General features: G+C 46.1%; 21 protein-coding genes. 12 read left to right on the plus strand and 9 right to left on the minus strand.

All coding sequences use genetic code 11. The features are described from left to right. Nucleotides 1–167: 167 nt before the first annotated feature. Both C9I98_RS25410 and C9I98_RS25415 read right to left on the minus strand, forming a co-directional pair. Complete coding sequence (locus C9I98_RS25410) at nt 168–3,266, minus strand: efflux RND transporter permease subunit (RefSeq protein WP_107272640.1); 3,099 nt, start codon at nt 3,264–3,266, stop codon at nt 168–170. Next, on the minus strand, nt 3,263–4,405 hold the full coding sequence (locus C9I98_RS25415; protein WP_036817911.1) for an efflux RND transporter periplasmic adaptor subunit: 1,143 nt from the start codon (nt 4,403–4,405) through the stop codon (nt 3,263–3,265). The genes C9I98_RS25410 and C9I98_RS25415 overlap by 4 nt, the downstream gene beginning before the upstream one ends. A gap of 278 nt (nt 4,406–4,683) precedes the next feature. On the opposite strand from C9I98_RS25415, the gene C9I98_RS25420 reads away from it, so the two are divergent. Continuing rightward, a complete protein-coding gene (locus C9I98_RS25420; RefSeq protein ID WP_051901928.1) occupies nt 4,684–5,250 on the plus strand; it encodes a TetR/AcrR family transcriptional regulator in 567 nt (188 codons plus the stop codon). A 201-nt stretch (nt 5,251–5,451) separates the two neighbouring features. Next, the gene (locus tag C9I98_RS25425) at nt 5,452–6,207 is read left to right on the plus strand and encodes a transporter substrate-binding domain-containing protein (protein WP_245907253.1); all 756 of its coding nucleotides are present in this window, start codon (nt 5,452–5,454) and stop codon (nt 6,205–6,207) included. A 58-nt stretch (nt 6,208–6,265) separates the two neighbouring features. Here C9I98_RS25425 and C9I98_RS25430 read toward each other — a convergent pair whose 3' ends face one another. After that, the gene (locus C9I98_RS25430; RefSeq protein WP_036817915.1) at nt 6,266–7,780 is read right to left on the minus strand and encodes a Na+/H+ antiporter NhaC family protein; all 1,515 of its coding nucleotides are present in this window, start codon (nt 7,778–7,780) and stop codon (nt 6,266–6,268) included. A 335-nt stretch (nt 7,781–8,115) separates the two neighbouring features. Between C9I98_RS25430 and C9I98_RS25435 the strand changes: the two genes are divergently transcribed. The 3 genes from C9I98_RS25435 to C9I98_RS25445 all read left to right on the plus strand — a co-directional run bounded on the left by C9I98_RS25435 (nt 8,116) and on the right by C9I98_RS25445 (nt 9,759). Next, nucleotides 8,116–8,709, plus strand: coding sequence for a beta-phosphoglucomutase family hydrolase (locus tag C9I98_RS25435; protein ID WP_036823138.1), 594 nt, complete (start codon nt 8,116–8,118; stop codon nt 8,707–8,709). 116 nt (nt 8,710–8,825) lie between these two features. After that, nucleotides 8,826–9,320 carry a hypothetical protein gene (locus C9I98_RS25440; protein ID WP_211318347.1) on the plus strand — a complete coding sequence of 165 codons (495 nt, stop codon included), beginning with the start codon at nt 8,826–8,828 and terminating at the stop codon, nt 9,318–9,320. A gap of 106 nt (nt 9,321–9,426) precedes the next feature. Further along, a complete protein-coding gene (locus C9I98_RS25445; RefSeq protein WP_245907252.1) occupies nt 9,427–9,759 on the plus strand; it encodes a hypothetical protein in 333 nt (110 codons plus the stop codon). 99 nt (nt 9,760–9,858) lie between these two features. On the opposite strand, the gene C9I98_RS25450 is transcribed toward C9I98_RS25445, so the two are convergent. Next, nucleotides 9,859–10,788 (minus strand): WYL domain-containing protein, encoded by a 930-nt coding sequence (locus C9I98_RS25450; protein ID WP_036823135.1) that lies wholly within the window; start codon nt 10,786–10,788, stop codon nt 9,859–9,861. A 462-nt stretch (nt 10,789–11,250) separates the two neighbouring features. Between C9I98_RS25450 and C9I98_RS25455 the strand changes: the two genes are divergently transcribed. The 3 genes from C9I98_RS25455 to C9I98_RS25465 all read left to right on the plus strand — a co-directional run bounded on the left by C9I98_RS25455 (nt 11,251) and on the right by C9I98_RS25465 (nt 14,285). Beyond that, the gene (locus C9I98_RS25455) at nt 11,251–11,763 is read left to right on the plus strand and encodes a hypothetical protein (protein WP_051902356.1); all 513 of its coding nucleotides are present in this window, start codon (nt 11,251–11,253) and stop codon (nt 11,761–11,763) included. Nucleotides 11,764–11,874: 111 nt separating this feature from the next. Continuing rightward, a complete protein-coding gene (locus C9I98_RS25460) occupies nt 11,875–13,596 on the plus strand; it encodes a class I SAM-dependent methyltransferase (protein ID WP_036825102.1) in 1,722 nt (573 codons plus the stop codon). 152 nt (nt 13,597–13,748) lie between these two features. Further along, on the plus strand, nt 13,749–14,285 hold the full coding sequence (locus tag C9I98_RS25465; RefSeq protein WP_107272641.1) for a putative ATP-dependent zinc protease: 537 nt from the start codon (nt 13,749–13,751) through the stop codon (nt 14,283–14,285). 121 nt (nt 14,286–14,406) lie between these two features. On the opposite strand, the gene pepE is transcribed toward C9I98_RS25465, so the two are convergent. Next, nucleotides 14,407–15,138: a dipeptidase PepE gene (gene pepE / locus C9I98_RS25470; protein ID WP_036824895.1), complete on the minus strand. Its 732-nt coding sequence runs from the start codon at nt 15,136–15,138 to the stop codon at nt 14,407–14,409. A gap of 100 nt (nt 15,139–15,238) precedes the next feature. Continuing rightward, entirely contained in the window at nt 15,239–15,433 is a 195-nt protein-coding gene (locus C9I98_RS25475) for a hypothetical protein (protein WP_146153906.1), read from the minus strand. A 270-nt stretch (nt 15,434–15,703) separates the two neighbouring features. Between C9I98_RS25475 and C9I98_RS25480 the strand changes: the two genes are divergently transcribed. Beyond that, complete coding sequence (locus C9I98_RS25480; protein WP_036824891.1) at nt 15,704–16,516, plus strand: bifunctional 5,10-methylenetetrahydrofolate dehydrogenase/5,10-methenyltetrahydrofolate cyclohydrolase; 813 nt, start codon at nt 15,704–15,706, stop codon at nt 16,514–16,516. 112 nt (nt 16,517–16,628) lie between these two features. Here C9I98_RS25480 and C9I98_RS25485 read toward each other — a convergent pair whose 3' ends face one another. Further along, nucleotides 16,629–18,122, minus strand: a complete 1,494-nt coding sequence (locus C9I98_RS25485) for an oligopeptide:H+ symporter (RefSeq protein ID WP_036824879.1) — start codon at nt 18,120–18,122, stop codon at nt 16,629–16,631. Between the two features lie 231 nt (nt 18,123–18,353). Between C9I98_RS25485 and C9I98_RS25490 the strand changes: the two genes are divergently transcribed. After that, nucleotides 18,354–19,178 (plus strand): substrate-binding periplasmic protein, encoded by an 825-nt coding sequence (locus C9I98_RS25490; RefSeq protein ID WP_107272642.1) that lies wholly within the window; start codon nt 18,354–18,356, stop codon nt 19,176–19,178. A 68-nt stretch (nt 19,179–19,246) separates the two neighbouring features. Here the strand turns inward: C9I98_RS25490 and C9I98_RS25495 are convergent, their stop codons facing one another. Continuing rightward, the gene (locus C9I98_RS25495) at nt 19,247–19,615 is read right to left on the minus strand and encodes a hypothetical protein (RefSeq protein WP_036819468.1); all 369 of its coding nucleotides are present in this window, start codon (nt 19,613–19,615) and stop codon (nt 19,247–19,249) included. 186 nt (nt 19,616–19,801) lie between these two features. Next, entirely contained in the window at nt 19,802–21,787 is a 1,986-nt protein-coding gene (locus C9I98_RS25500; protein WP_036819470.1) for a bifunctional metallophosphatase/5'-nucleotidase, read from the minus strand. A gap of 654 nt (nt 21,788–22,441) precedes the next feature. Here C9I98_RS25500 and C9I98_RS25505 point away from each other — a divergent pair. Both C9I98_RS25505 and dcuC read left to right on the plus strand, forming a co-directional pair. After that, nucleotides 22,442–23,302, plus strand: a complete 861-nt coding sequence (locus C9I98_RS25505; RefSeq protein ID WP_036826812.1) for a MurR/RpiR family transcriptional regulator — start codon at nt 22,442–22,444, stop codon at nt 23,300–23,302. A gap of 105 nt (nt 23,303–23,407) precedes the next feature. Further along, nucleotides 23,408–24,769, plus strand: coding sequence for a C4-dicarboxylate transporter DcuC (gene dcuC / locus C9I98_RS25510; protein ID WP_107272643.1), 1,362 nt, complete (start codon nt 23,408–23,410; stop codon nt 24,767–24,769). Nucleotides 24,770–24,826: the final 57 nt, after the last annotated feature.

The following is a 24,826-nucleotide window of genomic DNA, read 5'->3' on the forward strand; positions in this document are numbered from 1 at the left end:
TGGGGGCTGCAATGAGAAAGCTGACTCAGATTTGCTTTGGTGTTATCAAACATCAGATCGAATACCAGCCTCAAAGCATTTAAATAGCTTAAGGCTAGACAAGATACAAAAAGATGGTATCTCCCCTAGAAAAGGGGAGGAGCAAGAGCTTGTCCATTTATAACGCATTAGGCAGTTGCGGCTTCAGCTGCTGGTGAGTGACTTAATGGCTTGAATTTCACAGATAGCCTAAAGGCTGCTGGGACAAAGTAGAACGAAATCAAGGTAGTCAGCAATGTACCGCCCGCAATGGCTACCGCAAATGGTGGCCAGAATCCGCCGCCCGCCAAGATCAGCGGCATAAAGCCACCGATGGTAGTGATGGTGGTAGAGGTAATATGGCGGGTACAGTTCATTACCGCTTCAATAATGGCATTTTCGTTACCCTTACAGGCTTCTGGGCTGGATTTTAGCTCAGCCAGAATGACAATAGCGGCATTGATGGCGAGGCCGACAAGGCCAAGCAAGCCGATAATTACGGTAAAGCCAAAGGGGTAATTGAAGAACCACACTGACAACAATCCCAACCCTGAGGCAAGGAATCCGACCAAGAAGATAATTTGGCTGAGGCGGAATGAGTTAAACGAGATCACCACCACCAATACCAATAGCGTCATAACCATGGTGAGGTTGGCCATCAGGTTACCTACCGATTCATCACGTTCAGCGGATTCGCCACCAAACTCGATGGTGTAACCGATGGGTAGCGTTTGTTGGTATGACTGAAGGTTTTCCTGAAAATGATCCAGTGCGGTTTGCGGCAGTACGCCTGCGCGTAAGTAGCCCTCGATAACATTGACACGCTGCCCATCGCGACGGGGGATAGAACCACGGCTCGGATTCAGCTCCAGCTCTGCCAAGGCGAACACAGGCAAGCCGATCAATGAAGGATCGTTTTGCACAGGCAAAGGCAGGCTACTCAGTTGGCTCATGTTCTCGCGGCTGGCATCATCCACTCTCACCCGAACCGGTATCGACTCAGTCGCTTCGATAATGTTGCCACTTAGACGCCCGGTGAAAGAAGCTTGCAGGATATCGGCAAACCCACTGAGCGACAGGCCGCTCAACTGGCTGGCTTCTTCATTCACATTAACCCAAACTTTCGGTGTGCCTGGTTGCAAGGTTTCCCTTGTGTGTGTGACATCTGGCGTTTGAGCCATGATCAAGCGAATATCTTCACCAATAGATTTGAGCCTGTCCAAATTAGGGCCATAGAGCCTCACTTCCAGTGGCGCATTGAACGGAGGGCCTTGCTCTAGCTTGCGGACTAAAATCTGAGCTTGTGGCAGTTGCTCATCAAACGCTTTCTGCAGTTCAGGGATCAGCCGGTTCGCCGCTTTGAAGTCAGAGACTTTCACCATAGCTTGGGCAAAGAAAGGCGCACCGTTTTGTCCTCCTACCATGTTGTAATAGAAAGACGGATAGTTTGCGCCCGCCACCCAGCTGACTAGCTCGACCTCTTCATATTCAGCCATGATCTTATCCACTTGCTTGGTAGTGTGCGTGGTGGCATAAATGCTGGCTTGTGGTGGGAGGTAGACCTGGATCTCGAACATATCCCTATCTGATGGCGGGAAAAACTGCTCTGTTAGTTGGCCCGCGCCCCAAAATCCAGTAAAGGGCAGGATGCAGACGATACCTGTTGTGATTAGCGGGCGCTTTAACGCAAGCTGGATAGATCGTTTGAATTGCTTGCTCAATGCTGGAATCGCAATACCGGTGTGGTACCAATGGTTTTGGCTCTTGCTGGCAGGCAACCAACGCGAGGCAAAGCCTGCAACAATGGTATGCGAAATAAGGTAAGAACCAATTAATGAGAAGCACACGGTAATCGCAATAGCACCCACAAATTCACCCGCGGGGCCAGGCATCAAGAAGATAGGTGCAAAGGCGAGAACCGTAGTGAGGGTTGAACCCAGTAGCGGTACCCAAAGGTGTTTGACGGCTTTAATGGCCGACTCAATTTTCGCCGCGCCTTTATGGCGGTGGTACTGGATGGTGTCGACCATCACAATTGCGTTATCCACCATGATCCCTAACGCCACTATCAAACCCGTTACAGACATTTGGTTAATTGGCAGCCCGGTAAACTTCATCATGGTTAGCGTTAGTAAGCTGGTAAGCGGCAACGAGAGCGCCACAATGATGGCAGAGCGGAAGCCCAGCGTCAGTAGCAGCACAACCAAGATGATAGAAAAGCCCATCAACAAACTGCCGTTCAGCTCGTTTAAGCGGTTTTCGGTATAGCTTTGCTGCTCAAAGATAATATCGACACCGATATTGCTCGGGACTTCATGTTGATAATTATCTAGCAGTGTTTTCACCCGTTCAGTCCATTGGTCGACCCGAAGGCTCGGTTGCATTCGGGTAGCAACAATAATGGCGGGCTTACCTGCGACATAGGCTAATTCTGCGGGCGGAGAGGCAGCGCTGCGCTCAACTTCGGCAATATCTTCAATCCGGATCATGTAGCCGTTATCGTCGATGGCTACAGGTACACGGCGAACTCGATCAAGCGAATCTAGCGAGTCTGAGACTTCTAGGGCAAAACGGTTGCTGCCATTGACGAGCTCACCTGCGGAGTTCTTGGCATCGGCTTGACCAATAGCTTGTGATAATGAAATCGCAGAGCGGCCCAGTGCACTGGCAGCACTTGGATCAAGCGTGACCAGAATTTCCTCATCGGGTAGGCCATACACATCGACAAACTCGGTACCGCTTAACACGCGGAGGCGGTTGCTTAGCTCAATGGCGTAACGACGCAATGTGAGCAGGTTTGGTTGGGTGTCGCCCTGCCAGGTCAGTGACGTCAGTACAGTAAAGGCGTAGCCATGGTCATCATCGAGCTCTGGTGCACTGGTACCCTGGGGGAGCAAAGGTTGTACATCTGAAAGTTTGTCTCGGGCACGTGACCAGACCGGCTCTGAATCGGTGACGCTATCTTTGAGCTCTATGCGAACCACGGATATACCGGGGCGAGATGTTGAAGATAGCTCTTTAATTTCTTCTAGTTGGCGAAGATGGGTTTCTATTTGCTCTGTAACTAAGGCTTCCACACGTTCAGCAGTGGCACCGGGAAAGTGGGTGATTACACTGGCATTTCTGTTATGGATCACCGGATCTTCAGCGCGAGGCAGGGTACTCATCGCAGAGAAGCCCGCCACCACAACCAAAGCAACAGCCAGTATTAGCAGTCGGGTATTATTGATCACGGCGTTGATGTTCATAGTGCTGCCTCTTGCTGATCGTTATTGAGAGACGAGGGCAGAGGCAGCGGGAGCTTTTTTACCGGTAAGACAGCTTGTCCGGGCACCAACCGGTGAAGGCCATCGGCAACGATACGTTCGCCGGGCTGTATCGCGCCATCGACAAAGGCGTACTCGTTGGTGGCGTACAACACCTCAATGGTGCGGCGCTCAACATTTAGCTTACCGTCTTCATCATGTAGGGCGAACACATTCCACACCCCACGGATGCCATCGGTCATTGAGGAAAGCGGAATCCAATAACCCGGTTGCTGGTGTTTGTCTTCGTACTGGAGATAAGCCAGCTCCCCATCAATGACATCTGCGGTTTCAGGTAAGGCAAAGCGAAGTTTCACCGTACGGGTACCAATATCGACTCGTGCACCAGGGTTCATCAAGGTGACGGGGTAACTATTTTGACTCACACGAAGTTGCCAATCAGCGTGGTTGAGCAGCTTACTGAGTTGCTTGGCGGGCACACCGATATGGGCTTCTTTGCTGGTGGTTGCCAGTAAGGTGAGGGTAGGTGAGCCCACATTAATTACATCGCCCTTGGAAATAAAGCGTGCGCTAATCATGCCGTCATAAGGGGCGTAGACAGTGGACTTGTCTTGTTGCAACTGGTTAGCGGCAATAGAAGCCCCTAGTTGGCGGTAGTTTGCCCTTAGTGCGTTGCGCTGGCTGTTCAAATCATCAATGTCTGAATCGGCGCTAAAGCCTTTTTTCTTCAAGGCTTGTTGGCGCTTCAAGTTGGCTTCAATTAAATCAAGTTGGGCGGTGATTTGAGCCTGTTGGGCGCGAAGTTCATCGGCCTGAGTTTTCAGTAAATCGGTATCAAGTACCAGCAAAGGCTCGCCGGCTTTGACGTTGTCACCAACATCCACAAGGATCTGCGAGATCTTACCGCCAAGCTCAACCCCGAGGTTAGCTTGCTGGCCTGCCTGGATCATACCAACGTATTCGCGTTCGACAGTAAAGTGATCGGTAGGCGCTAGAGTATGGGTATTCACTCTCAGGATCTGCTGGGTTTGTGCCTGTTGTTCACTATCATTACTTGCACTGTTACAACCGACTAACAGGGCGGCTGTGATCAGTAAGCTGATCTTGGTCATCCTTCGCATCTTTTGTCGCCTTTTCGTTATACCAATGACTTTTGGTATGCTTCCAAACTAGACTGTCCAGTCCATATGTTTAAAAAATAATCCAAATGTACTAGACTGTCCAGTGTAATTGTATGAATTTTGTTATTGTTGTTCGTGTGGTGTTGATTAATACGTTATTAATTGGTGTATTGGGTCTGTTTAATATTTCGAGATTAAAAAACTAGCGTGTAATGCTTTTAGATGGATGAGGTAGAGAAGTGCTAACAGCAAGAAGTGCTCAGAAGCGTGAGCAGATAATGAAAGCCGCAACGGAACTGTTTAGTGAGCAGGGCTATGCCATCAGTATGGATGCCATTGCCCTTAGGGCGCAGGTATCTAAGCAAACGGTTTACTCGCATTTCAAAACTAAAGACGATTTGTTTGATACTTGCATCCGTAAGAAGTGCATTTCAAGCCAGCTTGATGTCAGCCTCATTGATGATCACCGTCCAGCCGATGAGGTTTTGTATGAGTTCGGTTGGCGATTTCAAAACATGTTGATGTCTGATGAAGCGAAATCAACGTACAAGACAGCAGTTAGTCAAAGTGATAGTCACCCTGAACTTGCGAAAGTCTTCCTTAATGCTGGGCCTAAAAATACCACGGATATGTTGGCGGAGTATTTGGCCAAGCTCGTAGAGCAGGGCAAGCTTATCCGTGATCTCAATGTACGTGATGCAGCCATGCAGCTGTTGTTGATGTGCCATGGTCGCGCGGTGTATTGGACTTACTTAGGCCAAGATAGTGGGGAGTCGGAGCAAGAAAGGCAACAATACCTCAAGGCTTGCGTGGATATGTTTTTGCGCGGCTACCAAGCTAAATAAGGCTTTATGTTAAAAAAGTTAAAAATGCTTTAGACAAATAACTGCTATCTTTTAGTAATACCCATGATGTTTGGGGATACCCTCGCACCTTTACACTAATAATTATCTTGTGCTGAGGGAGAACATATTACTGAGATAGTAGGGGTGAGTATGACGGCACCGCAATTCATTACGCGCTACGTGATTTGCACTATTGTATTGATGTCATTGTTTACTACTGCATGCTATGCGGCATCAAGCCGGTTAACAGAGATTGTAAATAGGGGAACCTTACGGGTAGGCACAACCGGGGATTGGAGCCCGATGACAACACGGGATCCGGCCACCAATTTCTATCGCGGTTTTGATATCGACATTACCACCGAGCTTGCCAAAGATCTTGGCGTTACTGTTGAATACGTGCCAACGACATGGAAAAACTTGGTCAACGGTGTTGTGACCGACAAGTATGATATGTCGGGAAGCGCATCGCTCAATATGCATCGTGCAAGGCTTGCAGGCTACAGCGATACCTATTTCTACCTCGCCTTTGTGCCAGTTGTTCAAAAAAATAACGCTAACCGATTCCGCCGTTGGAGTGATTTTAATAACTCGTCTGTTGTTATCACGTCGACCAAGGGCACGGTACAACAGCAAATTGTTAAAGACTTGCTGCCTAATGCACGACAAAACAGCATTAATGGACCAGAGCGTGTGCATCAATACCTGCTCGATAACAAAACCACTGCCATTATTACCTCAAACATTGAAGCGGCAACCTTAGTGCGCCGATACCCACAATTGGCCATTGCCAAGGTAGATGATATGCGTCGTCCGACCCCCATTGCCATGTTGTTACCCAAAGAAGATCAGGTCTGGATCAATTACGTCAACCATTGGATCGAGTTGAAGAAAACCCAAGGCTTTTTTGATCGCATTGCTAGAAAGTGGGGCTTGGTGAAGCTTGAAATAAAATAGGCTGCTATCAGTTAACCGATAGCAGCCCATTGCGTGTTGTGTTTCTCTTATGCTTTGCTTATTGCTGCGCTTCTAACTCGCTTGCTGGCTGCGTACGGTGATGCCATTTGGCAAGTAAGTACACCAAACAGATTTGGCTGATAAGAGCGGCAACCAATACCAGCGCACTTTGCATGATGCCGGCAACAATAAAGCTGGCCAGTGCAATACTGCCGTTGAGCAGTGCGTAAGGCAGCTGCGTACGGAAGTGCTCGAATTGATCACACCCTGAGCCAGTCGATGACAGAATAGTGGTTTCAGAAATTGGCGAGCAGTGGTCACCAAACAAACCGCCAGACAATACCGCACCAATACAAGCATACAGTGGCGCATCGATAGCAATGGCTGTTGGGATAACCAGCGGCAGCATGATGGCGAATGTTCCCCACGACGATCCCGTTGCGAATGAAATAATCGCTGACAATAAGAATGCCACGGCAGGCACTAACCAGTATGGAAAGCCTGCTTGTGCCTGCTCTGCAATATAGGCCGCAGTACCCAACTCTTTGCCCACAGAACTAAGCGTCCAAGCCAGGATCAATACAATCGCGACTTGCATCATATTGCCCATGCCTTTTAGGTACACGCCAATACCATCATTGAGCTTACGTACCCCGTAAAACGCCATTAATGAGATAAGAGTAACCGCTGCGCAGAAATAAGCGGTAGAAAGGGCTGCACGAAATACCGAGCCTGACACCTTTTCAAACGGGAAGCCAAGGGGCGCCAGCATCGCCACTAATACCGTTGCCATCACGATAAGCGGTGCGAACACGAATGAGGCTCTTGCATTTTTATGCGTAAAGGTTTTCAGGGTGTCTTGCGTATTTGCTGCAATGATCCCTTGTTTTGCTTTGGCTTCTGCTTCCGCCATTGGGCCGAAATCCAATTTCTTAATTGCCACTAGCGGGACAATGAAAATAGCCAAGAATGCATAGAATTGGAAAGGAATGGCTTTAACAAATGCTTCCCAATCACTGATACCGACATCCAATGCGGTAAACTCTTTTTGCAACAGCCCCATGATGTACACGCCCCAGCCAATGAAAGGGATTAAGATGGCAACGGGGGAAGATGTTGAGTCAATAATAAACGCCAGCTTTTGACGAGACAGTTTTAGCTTATCAAATAATGGGCGGAAAACAGGGCCGACGATTAGCGGTGTGCCAAGGTCTGAGAAGAAGATAAAAATACCGCCAAACCAAGAGGATAGTTGTGCCCTACATTTGGTGCTGACCCAGTGGGTGACTTTCTGGGCAAAGGCTTGACCACCGCCAGATTGCTCCATCAACGCCACAAAGCCACCGATAAATACCAGAAGAACAATGACACCAGCGTTGTAGCTGTCGGTTAACTGAGGGACGAGGTAATCTTTAACCAGCGTACCGAAAGTATCTAGCGGAGCGATACCATTAAGCATGATAACGCCACTGAATACCCCGCCAAATAAGCCAATCACAACGTTTCGAGTCGTAAGGGATAGGGCTAGCGTAATAATAATGGGGATGAGCGCGGTAATATCGGGTTGATCCATAATAAATCCTTTACTGTACGTCTTAGAGCAATAAAGATGCTGTGATTGAAAATGTGTTTTAACTGAATATATATTTAATTATTCTGAATGTATACCTATGTATGACCATTTTCTCTGGCAATATGACGATAAGTAAATTGATTGTTCAAATCATGACCGGTTTAACTAGAGGATTGATTTGGAAAGTGAATACTGTGTTAATCAATTAGCTGGAGGATAAAAACTATTGCGATTGACATAAATCCGCCATATAACAGAGATATATCTATTTCGTAGCTAGCTTGGATAAGTCAAAGCTAGCTTGTGGAATAAGTATTAAATGAATAAGGAGAAACATGAACTTAGACGCGTACAAAGGCATTATCTTTGACATGGACGGCACGCTGGTTGACTCGATGCCGGCCCACCTGAAAGCATGGGAACAAACATGCGCAATTCATGAAATCCCGTTCGATGAAACGTGGTTCTACAGCTTGGGCGGTATGCCGACAGTTAAAACCGCTCAGGAAATTAACCGACGTTTTAAGCAGAACTTTGACGTTAATCGCTTGGCAGAGACCAAGTGTAAGTTTTTCGACGAGATTGAGTTTAAAGGCGAGATTATTGAATCGAGCTATAACGTATTGCTAGCACACAAAGTAGACAAGAAAATTGCGGTTGGCACGGGTTGCCGCCGATTTAATGCAGAACCATTGCTGACCGACACCGGTATTCTACCTATGCTAGATGCCCTAGTGACAGCGGATGATGTCGTTAACCATAAGCCTAACCCAGACACCTTCCTTGAAGCAGCCAAGCGCATTGGTATTGAGCCAAAAGATTGCATTGTATTTGAAGATACCGAGCTCGGAAAAACAGCAGCGTTGGCGGCTGGTATGGACTGCATCATGGTGATTGATGGTGAGCTGGAAGGATTGTATAAGGCTTAGTTGGCCTATTGTGGTCGTTTATAATGCCAAAAACAAATAGCCTTAACTTAAGTAGGTTTACTGCTCATGGTATAAGGGGTATTCTTCACCGCATTATATGAATACCCTGATATCCCATGAAAAAATCACCCCATCTTTCATCTCATGCCGAACATAAGCCTAAACAAGGCAATCACGCCAAACACGCCAATGAAGAGTTTGGTATGTCTGAGACCCGCTTTTGGATCCAACGCCTAAGTAAAACAGCCATTCGTGCGCTGCATATTCTTGGTATTGCGGGCAGTGCTGGTGGTATTTTTTATGGGATTGAGCGGGAACTGTGGCTACATTGGTGGGTATTAGCCATGGTGACCGGGGTGATCATGACGGTGCTAGAAATAAAGCAATCGAAGCTGTGGCTAATCCAGCTTAAAGGGGTGTTAACCATGGTCAAGCTTGGCCTGATTAGCAGCTTCTTTTTCATTCCCCAGCACAAACCCGCGTTATTTATTACCGTGTTGCTGATGTCGGTAGTGATAGCGCATGGGCCAGCTGGCTTGCGACACTATTCAATTTGGCATCGCCGACGCATAGATGAGAAAAAAGGTAAAAAGAAGCAAATGAATGGTTAAAAAGTGCCATTCTCATTGGTACTTTCTTATTACCTGCCTGAATCGCGCTACACTTTCTTAGTAATAAGCTATCTAAACCGTGTATGAATAGTCTCGGAGGAAGCCGATGATAAGAAATATTCTAATGCTGATCACAACGGCAGTGATAACAACAGGTTGCTCAAAATCGGTTGATGAACGCGCCGATGAATATACCGAGGCCAGCTTTACCCTATGTGGCTCCAAAGTGCAGTCATACTCTCAAGGGGATGACGGCAAGATCCGTATCTTGTGTGAAAACGATAGCTACTTTCTGGTGAAAGATCAGGCGTCATTGGCCTATATGCACGAACTTAACGGTGCATATTGTAAAGGGAAGGGTTTTTCCGCATTTCATGAGCGTAGCCGCTACTTCACCTTTACCTGCGAAGGCGATAGGAACTTCAATATTCCAAAATAGAAGCTAAAGCCAACAGCAATTGAATTTATGTTAGAAAGATAAAATGAAGGAGTGCGCAAGGCACTCCTTCATGTACAAGTTTCTTTCGTGCCGTCGCCGTTAAGGGGCCTTATAGCCAGGCGCAAGCATGGCGCTGGTTACTTGGTACAAGGCTTGTGGGTTGCCAAGCGCCAGCTGATAGCCAACATACTCATGAAGCTTACCGTCTTCACTGCAGTCCACTTCCCACTTTCTCAGTAAGTAGCCAGCAAGCGCCGCACGTACTTCCACTGCAACCATGCCATTTTTCATCTCGTAATCGAGTTCGATAGCCTTTGGGTTTTCTTGCTTAGGGTGGGGGATGAGCTCAAGCTCAATGTATTTTTGCCACTGGCGATCGGCCTCGATGCTTTCATGGTTAGACAGCACATCATCTTCAAGCAATACCGCAGACTCGATACGGTTACACACCACATCCATGAACTGGTTATTTTTGCGATCGAATGAGCGTACATGCCAGCGGTTACCTGAATCGACAAGGCTGTGAGGCGCTATAACACGTTTTCCTTTACCGCTTGATGTCGAGACATATTCGATTTCAATCAACTTGTTGCGGTAAATCGCTTCGCAAAGCACCGCCATAATTGGCGTTTTAGGCACGGTTAACGAATCTGGCGACTCACAGTTAATTGGGAAGTCATGGTGTCCGGCAAATCCGTCACCGTAACCCAGCGAAATAGTAGCAAGGGTTTTCTTCAGATCAAGCGTGAACAGCGGGGAAAAGCCAGGCTGCTTATAGTACTTCTTTGAGCGCATATCTAACTTGAGGTTGTCAGGCGCGAGCTCTTTATAAAGCGCAAGATCTCGGGTAGTGGCTGCATGACCGACAGCAAAACGATCGATCAAATCCTTTCGAGTTAGCTCGCCAAAAAAATACAGGGCGAAATCAATGAAAGCCAGGCGTTCGCGCTGCGCCGAGCCAATAGCATCCAACTTTTGCTTAACCTCTGCCGAAAGGGCAGATGCATGATCATCGTGGTGTAGAGTCATGGTTATTTATCCAGTATATCTGTTGGCTACTACTATATACCGATAATCAGTAGATGCAAGTTATTCATTTGGCATCAAAGGGTAAGCAATATCGATCTATTGATATTACGCTAAATCAAATCTAATACTGATTAAATTAACAGGTTTACGTAATCATAAAGAGTAGATATCATAATTCTACTCTTTATGAGTATATTGATTGATGTTTATGATGTGGATCGGTTGAGTGCTTATGAAATGTTGAGTGGTTGGTTTGAAGTCTATGTGGTGTGGAGTGAAACCGAATACTCAAAAGGGTTGCCGCTGAGCCGGATGATAAACCATCAAAGAGAGCAAAAAATTACTAGTGAAATTTTGAGCTAGATATGCAAAATATAGCTTCTATTAATACTTCGACACATTTATAAAGTTGTGCGAATGTTTTGGTGGCGATGATTAGTAAGTGGAATGGATTTACCAGTGATGATGAATAATAAAAAATTAAAACAAGCATTTGCTGCATTGTCTCAAGGTACGGTATGTCTGGATGAACATCTACGACAAGGCGTACTCGTGTATATTGAAGGCTTGCTGATCGGCCAAGGGATCGAGCGCGATCGCTACCTTGATATCGAGGATCTTACTTGCCAATTCCCTTATGTTCGAATGAGCTCCATCCTGCCAATCGACTTCTTTGGCCTGAACGAAAACCCAAATAATTGTCGCCCTTGCCGTGACGAATCCTTCAAGCCTATCTCGCTGAAAGTGTGCAGTGTAAGCTTCGACGAGCACAACTGTATTCAATACGACTGGCACAACCTACAAAACTTCCGCGCCGAAGATATTATCGAAGCCATTCATGCCCTTATTGACCTGCTGAACAACCCTGACTACTTCGCACCTTGCGTGATGTGTGATGAAGTTAGGCCAAGCAACTACCTTGATAAAGATAATGTTTGCGAGTGCTGCTCGGAGAAGCTGCTGGGGGCGGCTTGATTGTTTTTCTTTATATCAAAGCGTATAAAGTCAATAACTACAGCAAGTTAGTGAACAGATTCCGTCGTAATAGGATATAATGTTGTTTATCCATAACACGATGAACATGCCATGAGCCAATCCATTCAATTCTATAATGATAACGCGCAGCAAATGGCTGATAGCTACCTTTCCCTGTCTTTTGAGCATGTTCATGCTAGCTGGAAAGCCTATTGGCCTGTAGCCACTGAAGGCGAGCAGGCGCAGGTACTTGATATAGGTGCTGGTAGCGGCCGTGATGCTAAATGGTTTCATCAGCAAGGCTGTGAGGTTTATGCAATAGAACCGGCTGATGCGTTGCGCGAGTTAGGAAAGCAGCATCTTCCACATGCGACTTGGCTAGAAGATACGCTACCTGAGTTAAAAAAGGTGGTGAGTCTTGGCATTCGCTTTGACCTTATTCTGGTATCTGCTGTTTGGATGCACATCCCCCCGTCAGAACGTAAGCGCGCTTTTCGTAAGTTGGCGAACTTGTTATCGCCAAATGGAAAGTTGGTTATTTCTCTAAGGCACGGTTGTTTTCATGATAAACGCATTGCTCATGATGTCTCTGTAGAAGAGCTCGAGCAATTAGCTAAAGATCATGCCCTTCAAGTGTGTTTAAAAACGGATCTTGATAATGATGAAATGGGGCGAGACGAAGTTAAGTGGCAAACCGTTGTGCTTAACTTGCCTGATGATGGAACTGGTGACCTGACAAAAGTTCGCCATATCATTGTTAACGATAGTAAGTCAGCGACCTATAAACTCGCGCTACTCAGAACATTGCTGAGAGTTGCCGATGCACACCCAGGCGCAGTTCTCGATAGAGCCGATGGCAAGGTTGCTTTACCTCAAGGCTTGGTTGCACTTTATTGGGTTCGACAATTTAAGCGCCTCATCGATATAGAAATTGATGGTACTTTTGGTATTCAGCAAAACAGCAATACCAGTAAAGGGCTGGGGTTTGTTAAAGATGATGGTTGGCGAAAGCTTGTTCACCTTTCGGCTGATGATTTAGCGATTGGCTCATTCTTTAGTGGGGATGAAGCGAAGGCGTTGCAAAAAACCATAAAAGATACACTTACTACGATCAAGCAAGGGCCTGTAACTTTTATTTATCAAGGTAATAAAGATAACAAGCTTTTTGCAATGTATCCGCCTACCAAAAGACGAGCCCAATGCGAATCGTTGTTTATTGATAGCGAATTTTTGAGCAGCTTCGGTACTTTCGTTTTAGATGAAAGTTTATGGGACTGCCTACGCTTATATAGCAGTTGGATTGAACCATTGGTGGTGAACCAGTGGGTACTCGAGATGCAACGATTCGAAACTAACCGACAGCGTAATATTGGATTGCAAACCTATCACGATTGCCTCATTTGGATCGATAAAGATCATGATACTCGAGAAGTTCGTAAGAAGGTGGAAGCAATGCGCCAATGCGGTACTGAAATTCATAGTGTCTGGAGTGGGGCGAAGCTCCGTGATCAGTTCCATGTTGATCACTGCTTGCCGTTTGCCTATTGGCCTAACAATGATCGTTGGAACCTATTGCCCACCACAGCAAAAGAAAATCTGAATAAGAAAGATCGGTTACCTAAAACCCAAAGGCTCGTTGACTCGCGTGATCGCATTATTGAATGGTGGAAACTTGCTTGGCAATCTGATGTTGAGCAAACCCGTTTCTTTGATGAGGCGGTACTATCATTGCCGAATTTGCCTCCGCAGTGCCGTAACTTTGATGACGTCTTTGAAGCTATGGGGCTTCAAGTGAAAGGGGTTAAGAGCCGGTTATTGGTTAATGAGTGGTGATGTCTACCTTGAAATAGCTTGGGTATAAATGACTTATCTGCTTACAAAAATGGGGGTGATTCGATAGAAGGATTTAGGGTATCAATAAGACTCAGTGTTTTTGAATGTTAGCAATATAAATGGATTAATTGCATTAAGAACAAGGAGTAGTCATGAACCTGAAGCATGGATGTTTTACCGCCTCTCTAATTGGTATTACCGCATTATTGTTCTCAACTTCCGCAGTATCGAGTGAGTTTGGTTATGCCTGTGATGATAGTGCCGTAAAGGCAGTTATAGGGCAGAAGGAGCAGTTCTATTCAAACAAGGCCAACCTCAGTTTCCGCTCCCGCATTGATACCGGTGCCACCCGGACATCCCTTCACGCTATCAATATTGAAATTGAAGACTTCTCGCCCGAGCCAGATGAAAACGTTGGCAAGATGGTTAATTTCATTACCGCCAATGAGCAAGGGGAAACGGTGCATATGCGCTCAAGAATCACCCATGTTCGTCAAATTCAAAACTCTTTGGGGGCCGAGCTTCGATATAGCATTGAAATGGACTTTCATCTGGACGGTCAGGAGCATGTGGTGGAAACAAACTTGAAAGATCGTAGCCTCATGGCAGACAAGCTTCTGGTTGGGCGAAATATCTTAGCGTGCAACTACTTGGTCGATGTATCAAAGCCGAGTGTACTGGGGATATAGAGCAGGATACCTGCGCTGGGGTTTAGGTCGTTAAATCTATTAAGAATTAACAGCACGCAATGTCTATACGCTCGAATGCGTGCTGTATTTTTTACGCGATTACATCAACATCGAGTTGTTATTAGCAATCTAGCGACAGCAGTTCAGTCACGTCAGAACCGGCTTCAATGATTTTACGTTCTTGGTTGAGCTTGAACCAGTGCATTGGCTTGTCGTTAGCTGCTTGGTAAGTCATCTTGTCGCCAGAAACGGCTAACCATGAGCCTTCAGGAATTCCAAGAACCGACTGGTGTGGGTTAACAATCAAGAACTCTTCGATACGCTCATCGCGGGTTTCACCCATGTGGCCTTCAATGGTGGCATCAATGTAGTGAGCGTTGATCTGGAAAGGGACAAAGCTGAGTGATGGGGTAATGGCCGCGCTCACAATGCACATATCGTTAGTCGTGCGGATGGTAGGTGCGCTAATCACGGTACCTGCGCTCCAGCCGATGTAAGGAACGCCAAGCTTAGCTACTGCGTGCTGGATCGGGCCAATTAAGCCAAGATCATGCAGGGTTTTGTTCAACACCCATGTGTTACCACCGCTAACCACAATGGCGTCGGCGTCGCGGATCGCTTTAACTGGATCGTCGGCTGTGTGTAGTCCTGTCACCGATACATCGAGGTGGCTCAAGCTGTCTGCAACCATCGCAGTACGATCATCATGGCTACTGCGGATCACCGCATACGGAATAACCACAACATTCTTCACTTTTTTGCGATTAAATACTTCAGTAATCGCCGGTAGAGCGAACTCCATGACTTTGGTGTTGCCTGCAACTTTACCGTTGCTCAGTAGTAAGAGATCCATCTTATATTCTCTGTTTGTATGAAAGAGAATAAATGATAATGCATCTTGTTAATTATAATGTTGAGGCGTAGCACAAAATTCTCATTGTGCGCCCAGGTAATTACTTCGATACTTGGGGAGCAGCAAATGCTTGTTCAAGCTGAAGTTGTGCTACTTCTAGTTGCTCTAGCAACGTAGAAACAACCGGGTAGTCGCCTTCCATGATCGCGGTGCGAATTTGCGCTTGGTACTGCTTTACACGCTCGATATGCTGTCGGTTTTGAAAGATGTGACGTAAGCTGTTTGCCTGATCCATAATATTGACCTTGGTTATGTTATGCCTGGTAGGTATTAAAGCAGCTGTTTGGACCAGTTTCTTTAGCATAATGACAATTCTTTGTAAAATCTTGCTTTGCTATGGTCAGATTGGTTGCATAAAATTTTGCAAATAGTGCAGCTTTATTCTTTCTCATAGATGTTGTTTGAGTGAAATGTGAGCTACGGCACAATTTTCTTGCTCTAGCGCAAAGTTCTGCTAAATTCCCTTGGCTATAAGGGGTTATCAGCCACAACCGGATTAGACGCAATGAAATCAGTAATTAACACTATTTACGAAGCCAAGTTGGCTGAGTTGAAAGAGAAAGTCACCACACTAGGTACACCGGTTAGGCTGACTATCGTCACTGTGGGTGATGATCCAGCGAGCAAGGTATATGTTCGTAATAAAATTCGCTTGTTTGATGAGTTGGGCTTGGAGTGTAACCACCTGACATTGGACGAAGCAGGCACCACCCAAACCGATCTTGATACTTTGGCTGATAATGCCGATCACCCAATCTTGTTCCAGCTTCCTTTGCCAAACGGTTTGGTTGCGCCAGATCTACCCGCTGCAATCGATGTGGATGGTTTTGGCTCAGAAACACTGGGTCAGCTGGTTCTTGGCCAGAATGCCATTCTTCCTTGTACTGTTCAGGCAACGATCGACATTATCTCTGCCCATTGTGGTGAGTTTAACTTTGCCGGCCTGAAGGTTGCTGTAGTAGGGCGCAGTAATATCGTTGGTAAACCATTGGCTATTGAGCTGATTAATCGCCAAAGTACAGTCTCTAGCTTTAACAGCCGCTCAGACTTAGCAGCGGTAAGTTGGGCGCAGTTTGACGTTATCGTTGTTGCCACTGGCTCACACGGTATTCTTGATAACAGCCAATTCATTGAAGGTCAGCTGATCATCGATGTGGGTATCAACCGTGTTGACGGTAAGCTGGTGGGTGATATCAAACACCACGATGGTATCCTTTCACCCGCCGCAATTACGCCTGTTCCAGGCGGTGTTGGACGTCTGACTTGCTTGCACGTATTGGGTAACGCAATCAAATTGGTTGAGTCTTCGACAAAGTAATAATTATGCACTAGGCATCAATTGTTCAATGTTCTAAATAGTTACGCCCCGCAAGGATATGCGGGGCGTTTTTTATCGATGAATTAAATCATCCGAAGATCAAGCACCAAACTTAGTTAACTGCTAGTTCTGCATTTACCGCTTCGGTCTCGTCTTTTGCTGTCATCATACGGGTTAACATTGGAGAGCTGACCGCCATAAGCACCGCGACAGCGAGCGTTACCAAGCCAATGTTTTGGAACACCTCGGTGTATAGTGGCAATGTTAGCAATGGATCAGTCACGTTTTCAGGCGCAGCACTTAGGGTTGCAACATAACCACCAATGATGAATGAAGCCGCTTGGGTCAGGAACCATGCACCCATAGTAAAGCCCATCAAACGCTGTGGCACTAAGCTCGCCACCATGGCAAGGCCCAAACCACTGATCAACAACTCACCCAGGCTTTGGAATAGGTAAACCAAGACCATCCACCAAGCCGAGACCATACCGGATTGATCGGCAAACCATAGGCCCGCTGCGGCTACTGACAAGAAGCCAAATGCACACATGAACATGCCCACGGTAAATTTACCCGGCATCGACAAGTCGCGACCACGGCTACCGTAGTAGGTGTATAGGTAGGCCAGAATAGGGCTGCAAAGCACAACCCAAAATGGGTTTAGGGCCTGAAGGCTTACTGGGTTGATGTCAAAGCCTAGGAACTCGGTGCGTACGTTATAGATGGCGAAAAAGTTAAGTGAGGTTGGCATCTGGGCATAAAGCACATAGAACACAATGGCTTGTAGCATCAGTATAAATGCCACCATCATTTTCTTACGGGCAGCGCCAGTAACCTTAAAGGTTTCTTTCATGAAGATAGTCACCACCCCAACGCCGATCAGGCCAAGTACCAGGTTCGCCATGAAGATGTTTTGCAGTAGCCATGCACACACCACAATTGAGGCAACCGTCGCGGCAATAACAGCAGCAAGGCGAGTCATATCGACAGGCTTGGCATCAGGCGTTGAACCAATCCCTTCAACTGTGCGGCGGAACATAATGTAGCTAAGCAGGCTAGCAATAAGGCCAAGGCCACAAATAACAAAAGCGGTTGCATAGCCAAAGTTAGCGGCAATCACAGGGCTGAGCGACAGTGAGATCAGTGAGCCAATGTTGATGGACATGTAGTAAAGGGTGAATGCGCCATCAAGGCGGTTATCACCTTCTTCATAACATTTCGCCAGTAGGCTTGAAGGGTTGGCCTTGAAAAGACCGTTACCCACCGCGATGGCGCCGAGTGCGTAGAAGATAAACGAAGGCTCAAGGATCGAGAAGCCCATCAGGAAGTAACCCGCAGCCAGCACGATGGTACCGAATACCATTGTTCGTTTAGTACCTAAGACATGGTCGCCAACATAGCCACCCACGGACACCAAGCCATAAACCAAAGCTGCGAATGCGCCGAATGTGACGAAAGAGTCCTGCTGCGTAAAGCCCAATTGCTCTACGAAGTAGACTGCCAGAATACCTTGCAGTCCGTAATAGCCAAAACGCTCCCATAATTCGATAAAAAATATCATCTTAAACGGCTTTGGTTGGTCAAAGATACTAACCTTTGTTGTCATTTTAGTTATAACCTCTATTGGTTGTGATTCGAGGTGGTGATTTAATCTGATTTTTAATATGCATAAAGTGACTTATGTTGATGTTTCAAAATGTAACTGGTGATATGTGTCACGATTTATAAAAAAGTTTGCATATAATTTTGTGGTGATTGTGATGAGAGAAGAGCGTAGAAATGATTTGGGTGTACACTTATTCATACCAATAAGCAGTGTGCTAGAGGTTGGCTAAGTATGAAAATTCTAATATTTGCTTATCGTTACTTATCTTTATATTACCGTTCGGCGTTGAGTATATTAGCGACATTTCTCGTTGTTTTAAGTACATATGCCTATGCAGAGAAGCCCAGCTTGACCGTTGCTATTTCGACGGATATGCCGCCATACGTGATGGATGGAGCAACCAAAGGATTACAGATAGACATTATCAACGAAGCGCTGAATGAACATTCGGTACAATTTGTTCAGATGCCGATTGCTGATTTGCAAACGGCAGTACAGCAAGGGAAGGCTGATGCTGCGCTGAGTGTATTGCTCGATGATACCAATGTATTTTATTCCAACCACTATATTACCTTTGCCAATTATGCGATCAGTAAGAAAGCGGATGGTATTAAGATTGACTCGGTACCCGATTTAAAAGATCACCGAGTGCTCACGTGGCAAAACGCTTACTTAGAGCTTGGGCCTGAGTTTGGTGTTTTGTTTGGTCCTGACTCGCCTCAGCGGGAAAACTACATTGAATTTGCGGATCAGGCGGAGCAGGTAAAGCAGTTCTGGCAGCAAAATGGTGATATCGCTGTCATTGACCGCAGTATTTTCAGTCACTTTAGCCGAGCGATGGGCAAAACGATGGACGAGGTGATATTACACGCCTTGTTCTCACCGGTTACGCACTTCAAGGCCAGCTTTAAAGATGAAGAAGTAAGAGATTACTTTAATTATCGATTAGATCGCATGTGCCAAGATGGCCGATACAACGCGCTGCTTGACCGATATGGTATTGCGTTACTGGCGACGATTTGTGATATCGGGGAGTCTGTCAAGGTGGAAGACTAAATACAGTCAATGACTGCTGGGTGTGAATAAAACTAAAGCAGGCATGGCCTGCTTTAGTTTTATGGAATTTACTTAGCTGGCATCAGCAGCTGGCCAAGGTAGCGAACAACATGAGCTGCATCTTGGGCTGTGGTGTTTACCTTTGCAATGATAGCCTGTGCGCGTTCGTCATCGTCTTTCAGCGCCAACTTAATCTTCTCGTTCATGGCTTGGGCATTTTCAAGCTTTTGTTTGCAGTCTTCAAACAGCGCGTTTAGAAACTGCAGGTCAACTTCACCGCCTTTAATGAAGGCTTCAGCAGCAATGCGATAAACCGTATGGAACTTGGTTGCCATGTCTTTTTGATCACCTTGGCTTTCTTTGGCCCAGTCTTCTGCCCAGCCTTTAAAGATGATGGCGATTTGAGGGTTCGGAATAATGTTCACTTGTTGTTGCATTGGAGAAGTGTCCTTTGACGTCGTGCTACATAGTTTCAACGACGGGCATAGTAATCGAGTAGGGCAGTCACATAAAGGCTTATCATGAACAATATGCGCAGTAGTTGGAAAATTAATCAATAAATAAAAGCAAAAAGAAGGGCCAATAGGCCCTTCTTTGTCTTTATCTTTCAATAACAAACAGAATTAGTTTGCGCGGTTGAAAGTCACCACTTCGTAGTTCAGCGGTTTAAGTACTGGCATTTCTTGGGCGATGTAGTCGATCACGGCTTGTGCATCGGTGTTACAACGGGTGTTTTCAGCCTTACAGTTAGGCGCGGCACCTTCATATTGAACCTTGAACTTACCGTTTACTTCTTTAATGTTCTTCACATTAAATGCAGTCAGTTTGCCGTCTACATAAGCTAGGTCGACACGGTCAGAGCTTTTCTGCTGTGCAGTAAATAGCGGTGTCCAACCATCGTTACCTGTTGCGTTGTAGTTGTTAACAGCAACATTGTAGGTTTTGTTGTCTTCTAGCGCGGTCCAAGTTGGGTTTTCTGCAGTGCCAGTCATGACTTCAACGAAATCTAGCTTACCCGTTTGGTAAGGGGTCGTTTCAGTGTACTGGTAGCGGATGTGGCCGCCGTAAGGGAACTTACCAGCGTGAGAGCCTTCAGGTAGCGTTGCTGCTACTGTACCTTCGATAAGCTCTTTAATCACTTTACCTTTAACAGGAACTACAGACATGAAGTTCGAGAAAGGCAGTAGTTCTAGTGAGATGTTACCTTCACGGTATTCACCGGCTTCAATGTTGGTACGGATACCGCCAGCACCAATCAGCGAGAAGTCGACTTTCATACCTGTGACTTCTACAACTTCTGGTGAGTTTGCCCAGTAGTACTGGCCAGCAGCCAGGATAGGGGCAACATCAGAGCCGTGCTTGTCGGTACCGCGGTCGCCCGGACGACGCTCGTGGTTAATCTCTACTGGTACTTGCGCGATCACTTGACCGTAAGCTTCGTCAACAGCCGGCTTGTATTTGGTATCGATAAGCTGACGCATCGTAGCTTCTTCATCTGTGATGGTGATGTTGTCTTCACCTTCGATAAAGTTAACGACTTTAGCGTTCTCTTCAGCGTTGAATTTGCTTTCAGCTTCACGCAGTGGCGAGTGGAAGTATTCGTCGTTGCTCAGTAGGGTATTCAAGCCGGCACAAGAGCTAACATCACCATTTGCATTAAAGGTGATTTCAAGCTGACCAATGGCTTGAGCATATTCACCCGCTTGAACCACACATGTTTGGTTCATGCCATTCGGGTTTGTGACCATTTGCGCGTAAACACCGTCGTTGGCATGGCCAATGTTGGTGAAGTCGCCAAGCAGGGTGTGAGAGTGACCACCCACGATAAGGTCGATGCCATCTACATTAGAAGCCACTTCAACGTCGACCGCATTACCGATGTGTGTTAGGGCAACAATGTTGTTGATGCCTTTCGCTTTGAACATGTCGACCGTTGCTTGTGCAGACTCAACCATGTCAAAGAACTGAACATCACCTGTGTTTGGCGATAGGTTTGGCATGTCGTCAAGCACAATACCGAATACCGCTACAATGTCTTTGCCTGCTGGCAGGTTGTTGATGTCTTCAACAACGGTTTTCTCGTTACCGTCGAAAGCGAACAGCGTGTATGGCTTCAGGTTTGTTTGATCTTTAAGATCGGCGTCTTTGCTCGCGTCAATGTTGGCCGCAAGCATTGGGAAGTTAAGGTTTTCGATGAAGTCGTTTAGCTTCGCATTGTTCAGATCGAACTCGTGGTTACCCAGTGCCATTGCATCTAGGCCCATGCGGCTCAATAGCTCGGCATTCATTGCGCCTTCGTTTAGCTTGAAGTAGGCGCTACCTTGCCATGCGTCACCACCGTGCAGGAATAGGAAGCTCTTGTTCTGATCTTCAGCGGCTTTTCTGTATTCCTCAGCCATTGTTTGTAGACGAGGGTAGCCACCGAACTCGTTGTAAACAAGGGTATCGTTTGCTTTAAAGCTCGATTTAACCGGATCGAAGTTTGAATGGGTGTCGTTGATATGGGCAACGGTTAGCGAGAATGAATCAGCTGGCTCTGAAGGTGATAGCGAGCATCCAGCTAGTGCAACAGTCACTGACAGCGCAACAAGTGGTTTTGAAAACGTCATTTAACTACCTTTTATCGTTTATCTAAGTTAGCCCCAAGTGAATACCTGGCTAGAGTTGGGGCTAATAAGCTGCAAATATTTACCGCGCGCACTATATCCGAGATGAATGCATCGAGCAATTTCAAAAAAGTGATATTGGGATCACGATAATGTTTGAACGGTTAATCGTTGAGCAAACGATGGCATGAGGCGATTTTTCAATAAAAATCGTTAACTTTGCATCACACCCAAGCTATAAGTTGTGTAAATAAATTATCTGGATCTTCATGTGGTTGGTGTGATTGGTCATGGCCTCAACCAGAGATTTTTATCGATTGGCACCGTGGTGGGAAAAAAGTCCCAAGCATAAATCTTGTCAGAAAGTGAATACACCATGAGCAAGAGTGAAACTCACGAACAAGATGAATTATTAAATGGCATTAAAAATACCATTTAATATATACGTGTTAAATTGCTCAAATATGCACCAGTAAATTATTGCTTTGTTATTTTACTGTGAATTAATAATAGCACCGAGTTTAATGAATTATTTTTCCCATGTTTGTATCGGTGAGCGATCACAAAACGGTAATGGGAATTTTCTATTCCCTTGCCTGAATTGAGGGTAAATGGAAAAATTTCCCATATTGATGAAATGACGGGAAACAAATCCCCATGAATAAACAAGACTTTATTAGTGCAGTTAATATGTTTGAAACGCATACCGATGCCGAGAAGCGTATTGCGCATTATTTCATGGAGAATTACACCGTTCTACCATTCGCGAAAATAGATGATTTGTGCAAACAAATCGGCGTGGGAAAGGCTACGCTAGGTCGTTTTTTGCAGCGTATTGGGTTTAGTGGTTTTATTGAGTTTAAAAAAGAAGTGACTAACGACTTAACTCAAACGCTGACCACACCAATAGAGCGTTATGAGCACCATACTAACTCCAAGCCAGAAAAAGACAGCAAAAGCTTATTAGCCAACCATTACCAAGAAGTGATGGTTAACATGGAAAAGTCATTCCAAGCATTGTCAGAAGCAGACTTTGACAAAGCGGTTAAGTTGATGCGCTCGTCAAAAGGTAAGTTGTACGTGATGGGGAGCGCGTCATCAGAGGCACTGGCCAATTATTTCTACCTGCTCGCTCGCTACCTGCGCCGTGACGTTGTGCTACTAAACGCCGATATCTCAACGCTACCGCATCAGCTTGTTGATGTGCAAAGTGACGATGTGCTCTTGGCTATCTCATACCACCGTTATTCGAATATCACCGTTAAATTGGTGCGTTGGTTTCATGAGTGCGGCGGAAAGGCGATATTGATCACCGATCAGGCCGTAAATCCATTTGTGCCTTACTGCGAAGTACAATTTACCGTCGAAAGTGCCGGGGAAGGGTTCTTTAATAATCGAACCGCCGGGTTTTCATTAATTGAGGCTTTCATCAAAGGGTTATCTCAACAGCAGAAAAAAGATAATCGTTTTGATCGTATTGAAGGGTTATTCGACGATTTTAGGGTTTTCAAAAGCTAAAAAATAAAGTTAAGCACTGTTTAATCCAAGGTGAAAGCCATTGGCTGGACAGTTGCGTCTTAAATTTCATTTCAATTTAAATTTATCAGTAACGATGAGGTTATTATGATCACCTATTTGGCTGTGCCATCAATATTTGGTGTCGGGTATTTTATTGTCAAAAAATATAATACTCAGGCGGTATTATTTCTTGCTGGTCTTTTGATGATTGCGCTGGGGGTTATTAATGGCAACCCAGACTTTTTACCAAAAGGCGGCACGCATACTGGATCAATTATTGTCGACTTCTTTGAAGTGATAAAAGTGCTGTCTTCTACTACCTTGGCAAAACTGGGGTTGATCATCATGGCAGTAGGAGGCTTCTCTAAATACATGGGCCATATTGGTGCCGCCAATGCGATGGTACAGATGGCAACAAAACCATTGTCGGTGGTAAAGAACCCGTATTTGGTATTGGCGCTGGCGTATGTGATTGGGCAACTGATCAACATCTTTATTCCGAGTGCGACGGGCTTGGCACTGCTGCTTTTGGTGGCTATGTACCCTGTGCTGGTGGGCGTGGGTTGTAACCCGGCTGCAGCAGCTGCCGTGGTTGCCACTACAGGTTGCCTGGATTTAGGCCCTGCGTCTTCAGCAGCGAACAAGGCCGCAGAGGTATCGAATATCGATGTGGCGACTTACTTTGCGAGCTACCAGCTTCCGGTGGCGATTGCTGCCATGATCGTGGTGGCGGCATTGCACTTTGTTTGCCAGCGCTACTTTGACCGCAAAGACGAAGAAAACGGTGTTGAGCACGAATTCAACCTAGAGATGAAAGAGCAGCGCAAGGCACCTAAGTGGTTCGCGATTTTGCCGGTGCTGCCGCTGATGCTACTGCTTACTTTCAGTAAGTTTGCCATCACAACAGTAAAAATGGATGTAGTAACAGCTATGTTTATCGCGCTGTTTGTTTCTATGGTGTGTGATTTTATCTATACCCGAGACGGTAAAAGCGTTGCAGCCTCACTGAAAGTTTACCTTGAAGGTATGGGTAATGTGTTTGCTGGCGTGGTAACGCTAATCATCGCAGCTCAAGTCTTTGTAACTGGCCTACAGGCGATTGGCTTTATCGATTTACTACTGAACTCTGCAGCCAATATGGGCTTGGGTTACTCGGCAATGGTTGTTGTTCTGGTTTCAATCATTGTCATGATCACCATGCTATCTGGCTCAGGAAATGCTGCATTCTTTAGTTTCTCAAACCTAGCCCCAGATGTGGCTGCGCAGGTGGGTACAGCGACGGCCCATGTGGCACTGCCTATGCAGCTGGCTTCGGGCTTGATGCGCTCGGCTTCGCCGGTTGCGGGTGTTGTGATTGCATGTGCTGCTGTGGCAAACGTATCACCGATTGAATTGGCGAAGCGTACCGCTATTCCAATGATAGGTGGTTTGCTTACCGTCATGATCTGTTCGCAGGTTTTGGTATAGCCTAGGACAGCAATAGCGTCATAGTGATTATAAGCGAGCCCCTTGGTGGGCTCGCTG

The sequence above is a fragment of the Photobacterium sanctipauli genome (assembly GCF_003026495.1).
Taxonomy (GTDB): domain Bacteria; phylum Pseudomonadota; class Gammaproteobacteria; order Enterobacterales; family Vibrionaceae; genus Photobacterium; species Photobacterium sanctipauli.